This window comes from Ruthenibacterium intestinale (assembly GCF_040096265.1).
Classification (GTDB): Bacteria; Bacillota; Clostridia; order Oscillospirales; family Ruminococcaceae; genus Ruthenibacterium; species Ruthenibacterium komagatae.
Genome location: NZ_JBBMFA010000041.1, coordinates 1 through 16,399, shown reverse-complemented (window position 1 = coordinate 16,399; position 16,399 = coordinate 1). Strand labels below are relative to the sequence as shown.

At 58.3% G+C, this 16,399-nt stretch carries 17 protein-coding genes and 1 pseudogene; 3 read left to right on the top strand and 15 right to left on the bottom strand.

All coding sequences use genetic code 11. The annotated features are described in order from the left end of the window. The 8 genes from WMO24_RS01905 to WMO24_RS01870 form a co-directional block, all read right to left on the bottom strand. On the bottom strand, positions 1 to 815 hold an 815-nt coding region (locus tag WMO24_RS01905; protein WP_349214506.1), incomplete at its 3' end, for a M56 family metallopeptidase. Next, entirely contained in the window at positions 805 to 1,197 is a 393-nt protein-coding gene (locus WMO24_RS01900) for a BlaI/MecI/CopY family transcriptional regulator (RefSeq protein WP_349214504.1), read from the bottom strand. The genes WMO24_RS01900 and WMO24_RS01905, both read right to left, overlap by 11 nt. Before the next feature lie 106 nt (positions 1,198 to 1,303). After that, positions 1,304 to 2,020 carry a tRNA threonylcarbamoyladenosine dehydratase gene (locus tag WMO24_RS01895; protein ID WP_349214503.1) on the bottom strand — a complete coding sequence of 239 codons (717 nt, stop codon included), beginning with the start codon at positions 2,018 to 2,020 and terminating at the stop codon, positions 1,304 to 1,306. Positions 2,021 to 2,042: 22 nt separating this feature from the next. Further along, a complete protein-coding gene (locus WMO24_RS01890; protein ID WP_407882089.1) occupies positions 2,043 to 2,672 on the bottom strand; it encodes a DedA family protein in 630 nt (209 codons plus the stop codon). 98 nt (positions 2,673 to 2,770) lie between these two features. Next, on the bottom strand, positions 2,771 to 3,409 hold the full coding sequence (locus WMO24_RS01885; RefSeq protein ID WP_349214500.1) for a metallophosphoesterase family protein: 639 nt from the start codon (positions 3,407 to 3,409) through the stop codon (positions 2,771 to 2,773). Next, entirely contained in the window at positions 3,406 to 5,337 is a 1,932-nt protein-coding gene (locus WMO24_RS01880) for a BMP family ABC transporter substrate-binding protein (protein WP_349214499.1), read from the bottom strand. Before WMO24_RS01880 ends, WMO24_RS01885 begins: the two co-directional genes overlap by 4 nt. 34 nt (positions 5,338 to 5,371) lie before the next feature. Further along, the gene (locus WMO24_RS01875) at positions 5,372 to 6,706 is read right to left on the bottom strand and encodes a hypothetical protein (protein ID WP_349214498.1); all 1,335 of its coding nucleotides are present in this window, start codon (positions 6,704 to 6,706) and stop codon (positions 5,372 to 5,374) included. Next, complete coding sequence (locus tag WMO24_RS01870) at positions 6,703 to 7,197, bottom strand: hypothetical protein (protein WP_349214497.1); 495 nt, start codon at positions 7,195 to 7,197, stop codon at positions 6,703 to 6,705. The genes WMO24_RS01875 and WMO24_RS01870 overlap by 4 nt, the downstream gene beginning before the upstream one ends. A gap of 142 nt (positions 7,198 to 7,339) precedes the next feature. Here WMO24_RS01870 and WMO24_RS01865 point away from each other — a divergent pair, with 142 nt between their 5' ends. Beyond that, positions 7,340 to 7,843 carry a pyridoxamine 5'-phosphate oxidase family protein gene (locus tag WMO24_RS01865; RefSeq protein ID WP_349214495.1) on the top strand — a complete coding sequence of 168 codons (504 nt, stop codon included), beginning with the start codon at positions 7,340 to 7,342 and terminating at the stop codon, positions 7,841 to 7,843. Between the two features lie 40 nt (positions 7,844 to 7,883). Here the strand turns inward: WMO24_RS01865 and WMO24_RS01860 are convergent, their stop codons facing one another. From WMO24_RS01860 to WMO24_RS01830, 7 genes are all read right to left on the bottom strand, one after another. Beyond that, positions 7,884 to 8,504, bottom strand: a complete 621-nt coding sequence (locus tag WMO24_RS01860) for an AAA family ATPase (RefSeq protein ID WP_349214494.1) — start codon at positions 8,502 to 8,504, stop codon at positions 7,884 to 7,886. 73 nt (positions 8,505 to 8,577) lie between these two features. Further along, positions 8,578 to 9,423 carry a carbohydrate ABC transporter permease gene (locus WMO24_RS01855; protein WP_349214493.1) on the bottom strand — a complete coding sequence of 282 codons (846 nt, stop codon included), beginning with the start codon at positions 9,421 to 9,423 and terminating at the stop codon, positions 8,578 to 8,580. Positions 9,424 to 9,435: 12 nt separating this feature from the next. After that, complete coding sequence (locus WMO24_RS01850) at positions 9,436 to 10,320, bottom strand: carbohydrate ABC transporter permease (RefSeq protein ID WP_349214491.1); 885 nt, start codon at positions 10,318 to 10,320, stop codon at positions 9,436 to 9,438. 31 nt (positions 10,321 to 10,351) lie between these two features. Then, the gene (locus WMO24_RS01845) at positions 10,352 to 11,698 is read right to left on the bottom strand and encodes an ABC transporter substrate-binding protein (RefSeq protein WP_349214490.1); all 1,347 of its coding nucleotides are present in this window, start codon (positions 11,696 to 11,698) and stop codon (positions 10,352 to 10,354) included. Positions 11,699 to 11,815: 117 nt separating this feature from the next. Continuing rightward, on the bottom strand, positions 11,816 to 13,384 hold the full coding sequence (locus WMO24_RS01840) for a response regulator transcription factor (RefSeq protein WP_349214488.1): 1,569 nt from the start codon (positions 13,382 to 13,384) through the stop codon (positions 11,816 to 11,818). After that, positions 13,356 to 15,104: a sensor histidine kinase gene (locus WMO24_RS01835; protein ID WP_349214487.1), complete on the bottom strand. Its 1,749-nt coding sequence runs from the start codon at positions 15,102 to 15,104 to the stop codon at positions 13,356 to 13,358. The genes WMO24_RS01840 and WMO24_RS01835 overlap by 29 nt, the downstream gene beginning before the upstream one ends. Positions 15,105 to 15,152: 48 nt before the next feature. After that, positions 15,153 to 15,908 carry a 4Fe-4S binding protein gene (locus WMO24_RS01830; protein WP_349214485.1) on the bottom strand — a complete coding sequence of 252 codons (756 nt, stop codon included), beginning with the start codon at positions 15,906 to 15,908 and terminating at the stop codon, positions 15,153 to 15,155. Positions 15,909 to 16,050: 142 nt separating this feature from the next. On the opposite strand from WMO24_RS01830, the pseudogene WMO24_RS01825 reads away from it, so the two are divergent. Beyond that, positions 16,051 to 16,173: pseudogene (locus WMO24_RS01825) on the top strand (sporulation transcriptional regulator SpoIIID); the annotation flags it as partial. A gap of 62 nt (positions 16,174 to 16,235) precedes the next feature. Further along, positions 16,236 to 16,399, top strand: a 164-nt coding sequence (locus tag WMO24_RS01820) for a sporulation transcriptional regulator SpoIIID (protein ID WP_349214508.1), incomplete at its 3' end; no start/stop codon positions are given.

The window sequence follows — 16,399 nt, the reverse complement described above, 5'->3', positions numbered from 1 at the left end:
GCCCGGGCCCCGCGGCCGCGGCGCAGCGTTTCCAAAATGGCCATGCCGTATGCCTGCCGGTACGCGGTGGACCGATTGCGCAGCACCTGCGCGTCACAGGCCAGCTCCAGATTGCGGTTGGCCGCCCGGGCCATGAGCCACACCAGCGGATTGAACCACTGCATACCGCAGGCGATCATCAAAAGGAATTTGAACCACAGATCACCCCGTTTCAGATGGCGGATCTCATGGGCCATCACATAGGGCAGCGTTTGGTCCGGCTGGCACCCGGGCAGATACACCGCGGGGCGCACAAGACCCGCCGCCATCGGCGAAAACAGTTCCTCCGCCCGATAGACACGGACAGGCCGCCCGGCCTCGGCCCGGGCCATCGCCTGCAGGCTGTCCTCTGCCGGAACGCGCCGGCTGCGCAGGCGCGCGGTGTACACCCCGTAAGCACCCAGCCGAAGCCCCAGTGTGCAAACCGCCCCCAGCGCCCACACATAAGGCAGCAGACCCCACACAGCGGACAAATCCAGAGAAACCGCCTGCTGTTCCGTCTTCTGCTGCGGCTGCGCGGTCCGGGGCACGGGTTGGGCCGTCTCCGCGTCCGCCGCCACGGTGATGGCCGCGGGCATTTCCACCTGCACAGGCGCCGCGGGAAGGCTCACATCCACCGGAAAGGCCAGCCGCAGTGCCAGCACCAGAAACGCCAGGTGGAAAAAGTGGGGAGAAATATGCCTGCCCGCCCAGCGGCGCAGCAGCAAAAGCCCCACGATCAGGCCGCCGGTCCAGGGAACAAGTGCCAGACTGGTGTAAAACAAATCACGCATCATGGGTTTTCCCTGCCTTTCGGATCAGCTCTTCCAGCTCGCTTAAATCCTCTCCGGACAGAGTTTCTTCCTCTACCAGCGCCGCGATCATACTCTTGACCGAGTTTTGATAATAGCGGCTGAGCAGGCCCTTTGTCTCCTGTCTGCGGTACTCTGCTTCGCTCACCAGCGCCTGATACAGCGTAAACCGCCCCTGCCGGGTGAGCTCTACAAATCCCTTGTCCGTCAGGCGGCCCAAAAGGACTTTCAGCGTACTCAGCGTCCAGTCATGAGTCTGGCTCACATCCTGCCAGATGCGGGCCGTGCGCACCGGGCTGTGGTACTTCCACAGCACCAGCATTACATCCCGCTCGGCATCCGGCAAACGTTCCAGTTTCTGTTCCATCCTGTCCCCTCCATTCATCTACATTTGTCGTTGAATCCACTTTACGCCTTTCGTTTACATTTGTCAATGAAAAAATTGTGAACAAAAAAAGAGGCCGAAGCCTCTTTTATCGAACACCGGTCAGATCCTTGATGACCTCACCGGCTAAAATCATACCTGCAACCCCCGGCACAAAGCTGACGCTGCCCGGGGCCGGGCGGCCTGCCGTGCCTTTGCTCTCGCCGCCGGCCATGGGCGTGCGGGCAGGCTCGGTGCTGTACACCACCTTCAGGCTGTGCACGTCCCGCTTGCGCAATTCGTGCCGCATGACCCGGGCCAGCGGGTCGCCGCTGGTCTTAAACAGGTCAGTCACCTGAAAACGGGTGGGGTCCAGTTTATTGCCGCAGCCCATGGCGCTGATGATGGGAACGCCCGCCGCTTTGGCCCGGCAGATCAGCTCCAGTTTGGCGCTGACTGTATCAATGGCATCCACAATGTAATCGTACTCCGTCAGGGGATACTCCCCTGCATTTTCCGGCAGATAAAACACCGCGTTGGCCGTGACGCACGTCTGGGGGCGAATGGCGTGAATGCGCTTTGCCATCACATCCACCTTTTTCTGTCCCAGGGCATCCACCGTTGCCGCCAGCTGCCGGTTCAAATTGGTGACGTTCACCTCGTCGCTGTCAAACAGCGTGATATGCCCCACGCCGCCCCGGGCCAGGGCTTCCACGGCGTGGCCGCCCACGCCGCCCACGCCGAACACGGCCACATGGCAGGCCGCCAGCTTTTCCACGGCCGGCCAACCCAGCAGCAGGGCGCTGCGCGCCGACATTTCTTCCATATTGCTCTCCCGCCTTTCGGGTTTATTGTACCCCGGAAGAGCGTGTTGCGTCAATTCTGCGTTTTCGAACCGTGCGAAAAAGCACAGCGCCCACCGCCGCCGCGGCCAAAATCCATTTGACTGCATCGGAAACCTGTGCCAGCGCGCCGGTGATGACCGGCCAGTTTTCACCGGCCAGAGCGCCAAGGCCCACCAGAAGAAGGTTCCAGGCAGTGCTGCCTGCCGTGGTCAACACAAGGAACGGCACAAAGCGCATCCCCGCCATACCCGCCGGAATGGAAATCAGGCTGCGCAAAATGGGGATGCAACGGCAGTACAGCACACTGGGCCAGCCGTGGGCGGAAAACCAGTCCGCCGCTTTCTGCACATCTTCCTGTTCCAGCTTCAGACGGCGGCCCGCCGGGCCGGACAGCAGCGCGTTCAGACGGGCCGGGGAAAGCGCGCGGCCCAGCCCGTACAGGATCACCGCGCCGGCCACGCTTCCCCCGGTAGCCGCTGCGATCACGGCAGGCACCGTCAATGCCGTGCAGCTGGTGAGAAAGCCCGCAAACGTCAAAATCACTTCGCTGGGAATGGGCGGGAACAGGTTTTCCACCGCAATCAGAAAAAACACGCCCCATGCACCGAAATGTCCCAATACATCCAACACCATCTGCTGCACAGCCATCCCTCCTCGCCCATGTTTATGCGGCGAAAGGCCAGCTGATGCCAAAAAGGCCCGCACACCGTCCCCGGTGCGCGGGCCCTGTCTCATTTTTTAGGAAAGCCGCCCGGAATGGACAGCATGTCCACCGGGATATCGAACACATACCGCTCGTAGGCGTTGATGACCGTAGTGGCCCCCCGCTGTGTCCGGCGGGGAATGTCCTGCCCGTAATTCATGTGCACATGGCCGTGCACAAAAAACGCGGGCTGATAACGGTCCATCAAATCGTTGAATGTTTGGAAGCCGCGATGGGCCATGTCCGTTCCGTCGTTGATGCCCTGGGCGGGCGCATGGGTCAGCAAAATGTCAAACCCTTTGTTGCGCCACAAAGCGTATTTCATGCGTGCGGCGCGCAGGCACATCTCCCGCTCGGAATACTGAAAATGCCCGGGCCGATAGCGCATGGAGCCGCCCAGGCCCAAAATCCGCAGGCCGCAATAGTTGTAGATCTTGTCTTCCACACAGATGCAGCTGCAGGAATCGGGCGGATTCTTTTTGTATGGCTCGTCGTGATTCCCATGGACGTACAGAATGGGGGCGTGGCTGAACGTGGCGAGAAAATCCAGATACTGCGCTTTCAGGTCACCGCAGGACAGGATCAGATCGATGTCCTTCAGTTTCTCCGGCTGAAAAAAGTCCCAGAGATACTTGGACTCCTCATCCGCAATGGCCAGAACCTTCATTTTTCCCCCTCCCCTTCTTTGGTCACGCCCTGCAGGCAGACCATGGGCTTTGCCGCATCGATCAGCTGGTCGAACTCGGGGATCTGCCCCACAACGTTGTCCACCAGCCAATCCATGCCGATGATCTCTTCCGGCTCAAAGCGGTCGCCCTCTTTCAGGCGCACCGTACCGTTTTGATCCACGATCACACCGGCAAACGGTTCGAATTCACTGGAGCTGATGGCCTTGCGCAGCAGTTCCACCAGCCGGGTCGTGCCCTCCGGCAGGCTGCGGGAGACGATCACTTCCACCACACCGGCAGACATTCCCCACCAGTAATTGATGGCGTGTGTGCCGGACTGGTCGCCGTCCTCTTTCCAGCGCCCGTCAAAAATGCTCTGGATGATTTTGATGTAAAACTCGCCCCAGTGCCAGAAGGGCATGGCCAGATACTGCTCCTGCCCGTCTTCGGCGATGCGGTACAACCCGAACTCCCGGGGCGCATCGCTGTCCGGAGCGCGCAGGTCGATGTTCGAAATCACATGCACGCCTTTTTCCCGGAAAGAGGCGTCCACATCACAATCCTTTACGGCGGTCCATTCCAGATACACCTTTGCCCGGGGATTGGTCATTTTCGCGCCCAACGCAAAAGCGTTGATGCCCGCCGTCATCCCATAGGTGGGATAGGTGGCCACATAGCCGATTTTGTTGTCGTCCGCGATGGCGCCCGCAATGGCTCCCAAAAGGAACTTGGCCTCATGAATGCGGCCGTAATAGGTGCGCACATCCGGGTGAGTCATGTTCAGCGAGCAGTTCAAGAACTTCACCTGCGGATACTTGACTGCCGCTTTCAGGCAGTCTGCCATCAGTTTGGGCGTGGTGGTGAACACTACGTCGCAGCCGGCCTTCACCGCCTCTTCCAGTTTCTGCTGGGCATCTTCGCCCACACACACATCGTTGAAGGTCAGCGTCTTGACCCGGTCGCCGAAGGTCTCCTCCAGCTGGCTGCGCCCAAACTCGTGGGAATAAGTCCACGCGGACGTTGCCGGTGTGCGCTCGTTCAAAAACGCCACCTTCAAATGCGACGGTCCCATGGGCAGGATCTTGTTGAACAGGCTGCGGGACTGCTCGGGCGTGGGCGACATGGACAGCTCCACGGCGTCCTGCTCGGTCAGGACCAGCACTTCCTTCCAGATGCGGGACAGATCTTCACTCATCTTCTGGGTGGTTTTCTCCTTGACCGCGTCGTAACCGTACACGTTGATATATGCCAGCAGCGCGTCGCTGGAAGTGATGGGCAGCTTCTCGCCGCCGGCCGCCTGGAATGCCGGCGCAAACCGCAGATACACCGAGGCCAGTTCCTTGCGTTCGGCCTCCGTCCAGCGGCGGTCCGTGGGGCCGGTGGCCTCCAGAAGGCGGGTGAAGCCGCCCTCTTCCGTAAACCAGAAATAGTTCAGCTGGGTATGGTCGTAAAAGTTGATAAATTCATAATAAATCCGGTTTTCCTTGCTGTCCGTGGGAACGGGCACAATCCGCGTGACGTTGGCCCAGATGCTGGTGGCACCCAGGTATTTCAGAACACTGACGCGCTTGTTGCCCTCCTGCACGTAGAACCGGTTCATGAACTCATACACCTTGATGGGGTCGCGGATGCCCTCGTTCATCTGAATGCCATACAGATTCATCCACTTGAAGGCAAACTCGCTGTCGTCTTTCAGCAGCGGCATAAAGGAGCGGGAAAACGCCGCCCGGCGGCCCTTCGCCTTGGTGCCCACAATGCGGTCGGCCGGAATTTCCACCACGCCGATGGGCTGCTCATATTCCACGTCCACCTGCTTGAGCAGATCGTCCAGCACCTGCAGATAGGGATAGATGCCCTTGCTGACACATTCACGATAATTTCGCTGGCCCTGTCGCATGGCCTTGCGATAATCTTCTACATAGTACAAAGCAAACCCCTCGCTTTCAATGTTTCATTTTCACTTATGCGCCGATCAGCGACAGCGTCGTACCCGCGGCACACAGCACCACCAGCACGGCCAAGGGACGCTGAAAGCGCCGCTTCGTATCCTCCAGGCTCTGCCATACGCACAACGTGACAAACAGGCAGGCCATCAAAAAGAAAAATGCCGTTCGGTCGCCGGACTGCCACACGGTGGGAGAGAAGCCCAGCATGGCCCGGGAGGCAAAACCGCCGCACAGCGCTGTGCCGGCTGCCCAGGCCCGGGCACTGTGGCCCAGCGCCAGATAAAGATTGACGATGCACACGGCAAACACCGCGCACAAAAACAGGAACGGCAAATACCGCTTCCATTCCCAGGCGGTCACCACCGTGACGGTTCCCTTGACCGTCAGCCCGTTTTTGAAGAAAGACAATTTGGGAAACAGCTGCGTCAGCGGCTGGCCCAAAACGCCCAAAACCAGCACCGCGGCGACCGGGAACAGTCCCATCAGCCGCGCCGCCCAGCAGCGGTACCGGGCCCAGATCCCGCAGCACAGAGCCGCGCACATCAAAAAGAATGTCATTTCCCGGGCATAGATCACACCGGACAGCGCGTTGGAAATGCCCAGCTCCGCATTCTGGAAAAAGCCTCGCATGCCGAAATCGATAAACCAGCTGGTGGCCTCGCCCGCAGCCCGGGCCGCAGTGCCCGGACAGGTCAGCGCATACACGCCGTTGGCCGCCACCACCGCCAGCTGCGCCCACACCAGCCAATGGGGACGGCGGCGCGCTGCGGCCTGCCACACCAGCAGTCCTGCCAGGCACACACCCACCGCGACCATGACCTGCTCCATGTTGGCGGCATACAGCATCAGCAAAAGCGAACCCGCCGCGCTCCACCAGGGGATGCTTTCGCCCCGCAAGGCATGGGCCAGCGGCTGCGCCGCGGCCAGGGCGGCAGTCAGCGGCCAGACAAACACCAGTGTGGTGCACACCCAGCCGGCGCTGGACAGCTGCGCCCAGTCATAGCAAAGCAGCAGGCCGGCGGCCATCCATCCCACACGGGCCGACCGGTGCGCATTCAGAAGGCGGGCGGCCAGCCACGCGTCCAGCGTGATCAAAACCGGGTCCGCCAGGCGCCAGATCCAGGTGGGCCAGGATTCCACGATGCACAGGACCGCCTCCACCAGTGTACGGGCGGACCAGGTGGAATAATGCCAGAGGGAAAAGTCCCACAGAGAATATTTTTCCAGCATGGTGGCATACATGGGGTCGTCCCCGGTGCCCAGTGTCCACTGGGCATGAAGCGCCAGCATCACAGCCAGCAACACCAGGTACGGCAGGCGGGCATCCCGCCAAAGGCTGCGCTGTTTCATTGCGCCACCTCCACTCTGCGGCCGGTGTGCACCAGCGCATTGTGCCCATCGTTGCGGTAGGCGATGCAAATCTCGTACTCTTCGGCCGGATGCTCCAGCCCGGACGCCTTTGCCCGCGCGGAAAAGCCGCCGTACTGTGCCAGCGGAAGGCCGGTGGCCTGCCGGGCAGCCTCGCTCTCCACCATCTGGGTGGGCAGCAGGATATAGGTGTCGTCCTCTGCATGATACAGCACCACACGGGTGTCCACGGATTCAAAGCGCTCGCCTTCCACCGCCGCATACCCGTCCACACAGAGCACACCGTCCTGAAGGGAACACGCCGTGTCGAACACAAAGCCGGCGGGTGCCTGCTGGGTATATTCGGCCGGGTCCAGCACTCTCACCGCGCGCAGCCCCCAGGACCACAGCAGCGTAAACGCCGCCACGCCGCAAACCGCCAGCGCGCACAAAAAAACAACCACCCGCTTTTTCGCGGGGACAAATTGCTGCATAAAAGACCTCCTGCGCGGCTGCGCCGCGTTCTTGTTCTATTGTCCAATGTTCCCCGCCGTTTGTCAAGAATCAGGGGTTGCAAATCTTTTCATGCACTTTATAATGAGAACCAGAGACATTTTTTGACGGGAGGAATTTTTCATGCGTCCAATGAGACGAGTGGACCGGAAGACATCCCAGGAGGACGCGGTCCGCATTTTGCAGGAGAGCGACACCGGCTTTTTGTCCACGATCAACGAAGACGGCAGCCCTTACTGCGTGCCCATGGCCTTTGTGTATCTGGACGGCGCGTTGTATTTCCACTGCGCCCGCGCCGGGCAGAAGCTGGACAATCTGCAGCGGGATGCCCGGGCCTGCTTCACCTGCGTGCTGCACAGCAAGACCGCCCCGGCGGAGTATACCATTTATTTTGCCAGCTGCGTGGCGGAAGGCACGGTGCATGTGGTGGAAAGCGAGGAGGAGCGCCTGCGTGCCAAACGCGCTTTGACCGAAAAATACTGTCCCGACCATCTGGACTGCCCGGCCTATGACCGCATGATGCGCGGCATGCCCGCCATCGTGATTCTTCGCATGGATCTTTCCGATCTGTGCGGAAAGGCCAACAAGGGCCAGCTCAAGCACGTGGACGTGCCCGGCGTGGAATGAGAAAAAGGCTTCGAAGCGATTGCTTCGAAGCCTTCTTTTTTTAATACTGCCAGGAGTTGAACTCGAAAGCGGTGGGGCATTTTTCGCCCTTGTCTTCGCTTTCCAGCAGCGCTTTGTATTTCTCATAGATCTCCGCAGCGCCCTCGGTCTCATAATAGGGCTCCACACGGCTTGCCTCGGTGAGGAAGTGGTACACGTCCCGGCCCATGGCACGGCCGCGGCGGGTGTGCATATCCAGCGCGTAGTCGGGCACTTCAAACTTCTCGCCCACTTCGAACTCGTGGATGAGCAGGTTTTTCACATGGTCGCTGGAACGCTCTTTCTTCTGACGGCACAGATACCGGATGGCATGCACAAAGAACATGGGGCGGTCGCCGTCGTTGTAGGGGAATTCCTGCCGCATTTTGAACAGCGTGTAGATCAGGTTGGGTGCTTCGGGGTTGCCGAATCCGATGTCCTCCACGCTGATGCACAGCAGGCGGCGCCACAGTTTCTCCTCAAACTGCGGGCTGGTGATGTACATCTCATAAGCAGCGTGCAGCGCGTCCTCTTCCTTTCCGCGGCGGATCGCTTTCTGCAGCATCGCCACCATCTCATCACCGGCATGACCATTGCGGGTCGTGATCTCGGACCAGGGATCGTAAGACATAAACTCGCTCATAAAAAACCTCCTGAAAATCAGTCGTATTCGGCGCGTACAGGGCTGCCGAAAAACGGCAGCCCCGGGTGCGTCGTTATTCCTTTGTTGCGCCCGCGCTCAATCCTTCGGTGATCTGCTTGTGGAAGATCAGGTAAAGGACGACCGTGGGAATCAGCACCACCACAATGGCGGCGGCCAGCGTGGGCCAGGAGCCCTGCTGCGCACCGGCGTAGTTCATCAAAAAGGTGGTAAGGGTTTTCAGCTTCGTCTTGGGCATATACAAATAAGGCACATACATGTCGTTGACGATGTTCACGATTTTGATGATGATGACCGTGGCGGTAGCCGGCATCAGAAGCGGGAAAATAATGCGGTAGAAAATGCGGAAATAGCCGCATCCGTCAATCAGCGCGCTCTCGTCCAGCGCCTTGGGAATCTTGCTGACGAACTGCATGTACAGGTACAGCTGCATCAGATCCGACGCCACATAAATGATGATGGGGGCGCCCAGCGTGTTGTACAGGCCAATGCTTTGAATGACCTTAAAACGGGCGATCTCCACCACAAAGGTGGGAACCATCATTCCAAGGTAGAAGCAGCCCATAATGAGCTTTTTGAAACGGAATTCAAAGCGCTGCAGGCAGTAGGCCGTCACAGAGCCGAACAGTACGTTGAAAAAGATGCTGATGACCAGAATGATGCCCGTGTTTTTGAAGGCGTCCGGCAAAAGCTTTGCGCCCAGAACCTCAGCGTAGTTGTCCCAGGTCCACTCGCCCAGAGCGGGAGGCAGGATCGCGGAGGTATTGCCCAGCTGGACCTGTGTTTTCACCGAAGTGAACAGCGTGACCAGCAGCGGTCCGATGACCACGGCAATGATGACGGCGGAAACCAGATATTTCACGCACAGGATGAGAATGCGTTTGAGTTTGTCCAGATTCATGACGCATCCTCCTTACTGCCGGAAAACTTTTTTCAGTACCACGTTCTGGAACAGATAGACCAGGATGACGATGACCATGATGGCTACCGCCATGGTGGCCGCCATGCCGAAGCTGTTGTACTTGAACGCGGTGTCGATGGTGTACAGCGTAAACGTGGACGAAGCATAGCCCGGTCCGCCGTTGGTCATGATGAACGGAATGTCGAAGCACTGCAGCGTGCCGCGAATGCAGTCAAACATGACGAAGCTGAACACCAGCCAGATGGACGGAAGCTGAATGCGCCACAGCTGCTGCCAGGCGTTGGCCCCGTCAATGCGGGCCGCCTCCATCACCTCGGTGGGGATGGACGTAAGCCCTGTGGAAAACAGCACAATATGATAGCCGCTGAACCGCCAGGCTGAGACGGATGCCAGCACAAAGTTGACCACCTTCGGGTCGCTGAGCCAGCTTTGAATCCAGCTGCTCAGGCCCAGGCTGGTCAAAATGTCGTTGAACGCGCCGTTGACCGGCGAGAAAAAGTAGGAAAATGCATACGACATGCCCACGCCGTTGATGATGAAGGGCAAAAAGGCAATGGTTTTGACCAGGCCCGTGCCCTTGAATTTGGTATTCAGCATCACCGCGATGGAAAGTTCAATGGGGATCATCACCATGTGCACAGCCAGGTAGATGAAGTTGTTGCGCAGCGAAAGCCAGAGGTCCGGCGATTTCGTGAACATATCAACATAGTTCCCCACACCGACAAAATCGCGGTGTGGGGAAATTCCATCCCAGCTTGTGAAGCTCATGGCGACCAGATCAACGGAAGGATAAACCACAAACATCAAAAGCAAGATCACCGGAATGGCCAGTGACAAGACGATGAAGCGGTTTCTGCTTTTTCTGATCGACTTCATATAGCTGTCCTCTTCAGTTTCAATGGATCGATTATTCCATGCCGAGTTTCTCACGGGCGGCGGACCAGTCCGCGTTCAGCTTATCAAACGCGGCTTCCAGGTCAAAGCCCTCGGTCAGCATCTCGGTGCCGACTTTATTGTAGTCGAATTTGCACTCGTTGACAATGGCAGTGTAGTCGTCCGCGCCGCCCATGTAGGCTACGATGTTGACGTTGGTCTGCGCCTCGTCCGCATAAGCCATGTACGGATCTTTCGCCTTCTCAGCGGTGGTCATGGTGCTGTCGCTGGACAGTTTCTGCACATAGTCGGGGTAGAAGTCGTTGAAGTAGAACTCCAGGAAGGCTTTCGCCAGCTCAGGATTCTCAGAGTTGGTGGTAACGCCCATGAAGAAGTCGCCCTGCGCGATGTGGTTGATGGTGCCGTCCTCACCGGTGTAAGGCACATAGAAGCTCTTCAGATCGGTCAGGTCCACGCCGCTGGCTTTGATCTTGGCCAGGCCCATGGAGTTGTCGATCATCATGCCGGCCTGTTTGTTCAGGAACAGGCTCAGAGTCTGGTCATAGCCCAGGCCCAGGGGATCGCTGCCCAGAACGCCCTTGCTCAGCAGCTCGTACACTTTGGTGTAAGCCTCACGGATGGGCTCGCCCTCTGCAAAGGGCTCGTCCACGGTAGCCATGTAATCCCAGTAGGTTCCGTTGCCGGAGAAGCTGGCCGGAGAGTACTCCATCAGCGGATACATGGGCCAGCTGTCCTTGGCGCCCATGCCGATGGCCATGAAGGAGGGATCGTCCGCGCCGTAGTAGTTCTGCAGGGTCTCGCAGACCGTCACAAACTCGTCCCAGGTCTGAGGAACTTCCACGTCGGCTTCCTCAAACAGGTCGGACCAGTAGTACACATAGTCGCTGGAGATTTTCTCGGGAATGCCGATGACCTTGCCGTTGTACTCGCAGTCCGCAGCCAGAACGTTGTTGGCAGCAGCCTGGGTGTCGCTCAAATCCAGCATGTAGTCGCCGTACACAGAGAAGTAACGGGTCTGCAGATACATCAGGTCGGGCAGTTCGTTGGCGGAAGCACGGATCTTCATCTGGTTGAAGTACTCAACGTCATCCTTGAACTCTTCGATCTCCAGATCCACGTTGGGATACAGCTCCTGGAAGCGGCCTTCCAGGTCCAGTTCCTCATAAAAATCGATGGCCTCGTTGTCCCAGGTCGCAAAGGTCAGGGTCGCTTTGATGTTGGGATCCAGCTCCCCTTCCGCCACAGCGCTGCCGGACGCGGCAGAAGACGCGGCCGTGCTGCTGGACGTGCTTGCGCCGCAGCCTGCAAACAGGGCAGCCGCCATGCAAACGCTCAAAACAGTTGCAAAAACTTTTTTCATTGCGTTGGTTCCTCCTAAAATTGTTTGTTCAGAGTCCTTTTCACACACCGGATACCCCGGTGACATCATTGAGCATACCATAAAAACTCCGCGCCATAAAATGACGCGGAGTTTATTTTATTGATATTTTTTTACATTTTCTTTACGGTATTGTTTCGGCGTGACTCCCGTCACCTTTTTGAAGACACGCATAAAGTGTTCCACGTTGTTGTAACCCACTGCATCAGCGATCTCATACATGCGCATGGCGCTCTTTTCCAAAAGGTCCTTGGCCGCACTCACCCGCAGCTGGTTCACGTAATCGGAATAGGAAACCTCAAACCGCTTTTTAAACAAAGTGCAGAAGTATTTTTCGTTGTAGCCGCTGTGCTCCGACACTTCTTTCAGAGACAGGTCCGCCCGCATGTAATTGTCATCCACATAACGTTTTGCCTTCAAAACGGAATCCGGGAAGCGCTGGTCGTAATTGGACTCAAAATATTCCATGATCCGCCGCAATGCCGAAGTGAAATAAATCACCAGATCCCGCTGGGTCTCGATGCTGTGCAGCCGGTCGTACAGCTGATGATCCAGGCCCAGTTTATAGGCGATCTGCATGTCGTAAAAGCCCATTTCATAGTACAGGTTGTACAGGTACAATAGCGCCAGCGACTGGCCCTGTGCCAGCGGAAGGTCCTGCATGGCCCCCACCAGTTCGGTCTTGTAGCGCTCCACCCCGGCGAAGTCTGCGTTCATCACCGCCCGAATAAACGGCATGCAGCTTTTGGCCTGACGCAGCGCTGTCACGGGGTCAAAACGCGCGTAATAACTTTCGTCGTAAATGCGGCCCGGCCCCAGAACGTAACGCAGCGTGGTGTTGGTCTCCGCCTGCTCCAGCACGGTGTAAAAGTTTTCCGCCGGGCGCTTGTGGGGAATGGCCACACCCACCGTGCAGGAGATGTTCATATAATTTTTCCACGCCTTCTGCACCAGAGAGAAAAACGCCCGCGCCTTGTCCGCCGTGCGGCCCGGCTGCGCCAGAGAGTAAAACAGAAAATGGCGGGAGACATCCAGCGAATAGAAGCCGTCCGTGGGCTTCATCTGAGGCATCTGCATCACAAGCCGGGTCAGCGGCTGCGTCAGCGTGGCATGCACGTCCCCGCCCAGACGCGGCAGCTCCCGGTACACTTCATCCAAAAAGAAGCAGCCGATCACATATCCCTGCTCCAAATCTCCCAGAGACCGGGGATCTGCATTGTGAAAAAACACATCTCCGAAAACCGCGCTCACATTGGGCAGTGCTTCCGCTGCCGGCTCTTCCGCCGGACCGGCGGGCAGTTTTTCCTTCGCTTCCCGCACCAGCTCCAGCATTCTGTCCGAGGTGACCTCCTGCTTGAGCACATAGTCCGATGCGCCCTTTTTGAACGCCTGCTTCACCTGCGGGAAGTCGTCAAAGGCACTGAGGACCACAATGTAGGGCGACAGGCCCATGGCGTGCACCCGGTCGATCAGTTCCAGGCCATCACAAACCGGCATGCGGATATCGGTAAAAATCAGGTCCGCAGGGCGGCGGGAAAGCGCATCCAGCGCCGCCTGACCATTGGGGTAACAGCCTTCCAGCACAAAGCCCTCGGCCTCCCAGTCCACCATCTTTTCCAGGGTGGTGCGAACCATCATCTCATCGTCCACAATCATCGCTCGCAGCATGGCCTTCCTCCTTTTCATCCATTTGCGCGGGCAGCGTCACGCGGACACAGGTGCCCTGTTCCAGCCCGCTCTCCACCGCAAGGCCGTATTGTTCGCCGTACTGCAGTTTCAGTCGGCGCTGCACATTCCACAGGCCGATGGAGTGACCCGTCTCCTTTTTTGGGCCCGCCAGACAGGCGCGCGCCTGCTGGTCGGTCATTCCGGCGCCGTTATCCCTCACACAGATGTGCAGCACACCTTCCTCCACACGGCCGGTCAGCTGGATCACTCCGTCTTCGCGGCCATCCAGACCGTGGAAGATCGCGTTTTCCACAAGCGGCTGCAAAAGCAGCTTGGGCAGGCGGCAGGAAAGGCTGTCCGGGGTAAATTCCTTGTTCACCGCAAAGCTGTTTCCGTAGCGCACCTCCATGATCTGAATGTACGCGTCCAGAAGGCGCACCTCGTCCGCCAGCGTATAGCGCCGGCTGCGGTTGCGCAGCACACAATCCAGAATGCTCATCAGGTTGTCGGCCATATCCCGGATGGAATCGAACTTGGCAATGTCCGCCATAAAGCGGATGGTGTTGATGGTGTTCAACAAAAAATGCGGATTGATCTCGCTTTGCAGCGCCTTCAGCTCTTCCTGATACTTCTCCTCTTCCCTGCGCCGGTTCTCTTCGGTCAGCGTTTGCATCCGGACGCCGGTGTCGTTGTAACACTCCATCAGTTCCCGATGGCCGTCCGGGGCAAGCCGGTGGGAGAAATCCCCCGCCTGAAGCCGCTTCATTCCGTCGTACAAACTGTTCAGCGGGTCCAGAATCCGTTTCAAAAACAAGATGGAAAAAGCCAGGTACAGCGCAAAAATCACTGCAAATACCACCAGCAGCAATGCACCCGCCTGGTAAACTCCCGCCAAAAGCCGCTGGTTGTCCACCAGCGTCAGAACACACAGGCCCGTGCTTGCCACCGGCGTGGTGATGCACCAGTCCATGCCATCGTAGGCCCCGTTCGGGTCATTCCAAAAGGCCACTGCCGCATCGCGGTAGGCTTCATCGCCCGCCAGCACCTGCCCGTCCAGCAGCAGGAACATCCGGGTCGCGGGATTTTGTGTGTCATATCCCTGCATCAGCGCCTCGGCCTCGGTTTCAAAGTACAGGCAGGCTTCTTCCAAAGCGCCGCCCTCATCCCCCATGCTGATGGCGGCAGTCAGAAGGACTTTTCCCGGGCGATTGGTGGCGTGGATCAAGGTATCCGGCGCAGCCGCGCCTACCACCACCCGCTCCGGCTGCTGCAGCGCCTGACGGTACCAGTCCATTTCCTCTACATTCTGCCGCGGCACAGCCAAAGCCGTGTACAATTCATAGGCGGTCCCGTCCTTCAGGTACAGATGCAGCGCCGCCAGGCGGCGGCCGGTGAGCCGGTAATATCCGAAGGTATCATCCAAAGCCGATTGAATTTCATACCGCTCGCCGGCGCTTTGGGGCAGCTGCTGCACCAGAGACAGCGCGTCTCCTTCCGGCGAGAGCAGAAAATGCGAAAGCTGCAGCGATGCCTGCTGCACTTCCTGGCGAAGGGTGTCGGAGACGGATTTCTGCTGAAGCTCAATGGTCTCCCGGGCGTCGGACAGCTGCATGCGATAGAAATAGCCCAGTCCCACGCAGGCAGCCACCAACAGGGGCAGTACCGTCAAAAGGAAAAACGCGCCGTAATATGTGCGCCGCAAACTGGCCTTTTTTTTCACAGCCGTCTCCTCCTTCTCCGCGATGCTTTCATTGTAACATATTCCCGCTCACAGGAACAGTTCCACTTCCCGCCGGCTTGAAAAATGTTCGGTGAGATAAGCCTCCAGCGCGGAAGTATCGCACTGAATCGCCCCGGCGGGACACACCGCCACACAGTGCATACAGTGGATGCACTTGCACTCGTCCACGTGCAGATCCGGCCCGATGGCTTGCGCCGGACAGGCGCGCACACAGGCGCCGCAGCGATTGCATTTGTTTTCATCCCGGGTTTTCGGCACCGGCTTTGCGGGCTTGGGCGCCGGTGTTTTTTCACCCGGCAGCTGCACCGAATGCACCTGCCCCGCGTTCAAACGGCCGCGCACGGTTTCGGCCAGACGGGCCAGGGCCTCTGTGTCCAGTGCATCCGGCCGTCCTGCGCCCAGGTCGGGAGCAAAGGTATGCGGCGTGATGCACGCCGCTGCGCCCGCACATACAAACCCCTGTCCTTCCAGCTGGAAAGCCAGCTGGGCCAGCGCATCGTCATAATGGCGGTTCCCGTAACAGGCCAGCAGAATGCAGGGCGTGTTCTCTCCGTGCAAATTTTCAAACAGACCGGGCGCTGCGGGTACCCGCCCGGCGTACACCGGGAACGCCAGCACCAGCACATCCCCGACGCCAAGCGAAACCGGCTCCAGCCGCGCAGGCGGGCAGGTGGCGTCCACCCGGACCGCCTGCGGGTCCCATTGATTTAAAAAACATTCCAGCGCGCGGCGTGTGCCGCCCGTCGGACTGAAAAAAACTGCCGTCGTATGAAAATCCATCATAAAGCCTCCCTTTTCTTTGATTGTACCACGCCCGGCGGTAAAAAGCGCGTTTTTTCGCGCAGAACATAAAATTTGGCGCGCACACATAACCCGTCTGCCTTTTGCATAAAGTGTAGCAAATTGTGTTTTTGGAGGAATGTGCATGAAAGGGAACCCCGAAGAGCGCGCCATTGCGCTGGGTGAATATATTACAGCCAACAACGCCACGGTCCGCTCTGCGGCCAAGGCCTTCGGCATTTCGAAAAGTACGGTACATAAGGATATCCCAAAAATTGCAGGCACTTTTTACGGTAAGAGCACCATTTTTTTACCGGGGGGTGTGCTTGTATGAAAGGAAATCCTGAGGAGAGAGCCATTGCGCTTGGACAGTATGTCGCAGAGACCGGAGCTACTGTTCGCAATGCCGCGATGCGTTTTGGAATTAGCAAGTCCACAGTCCATAAGGACTTGACACAGCGTCTGAAACGGCAGAATCGCGCATTATACAACAG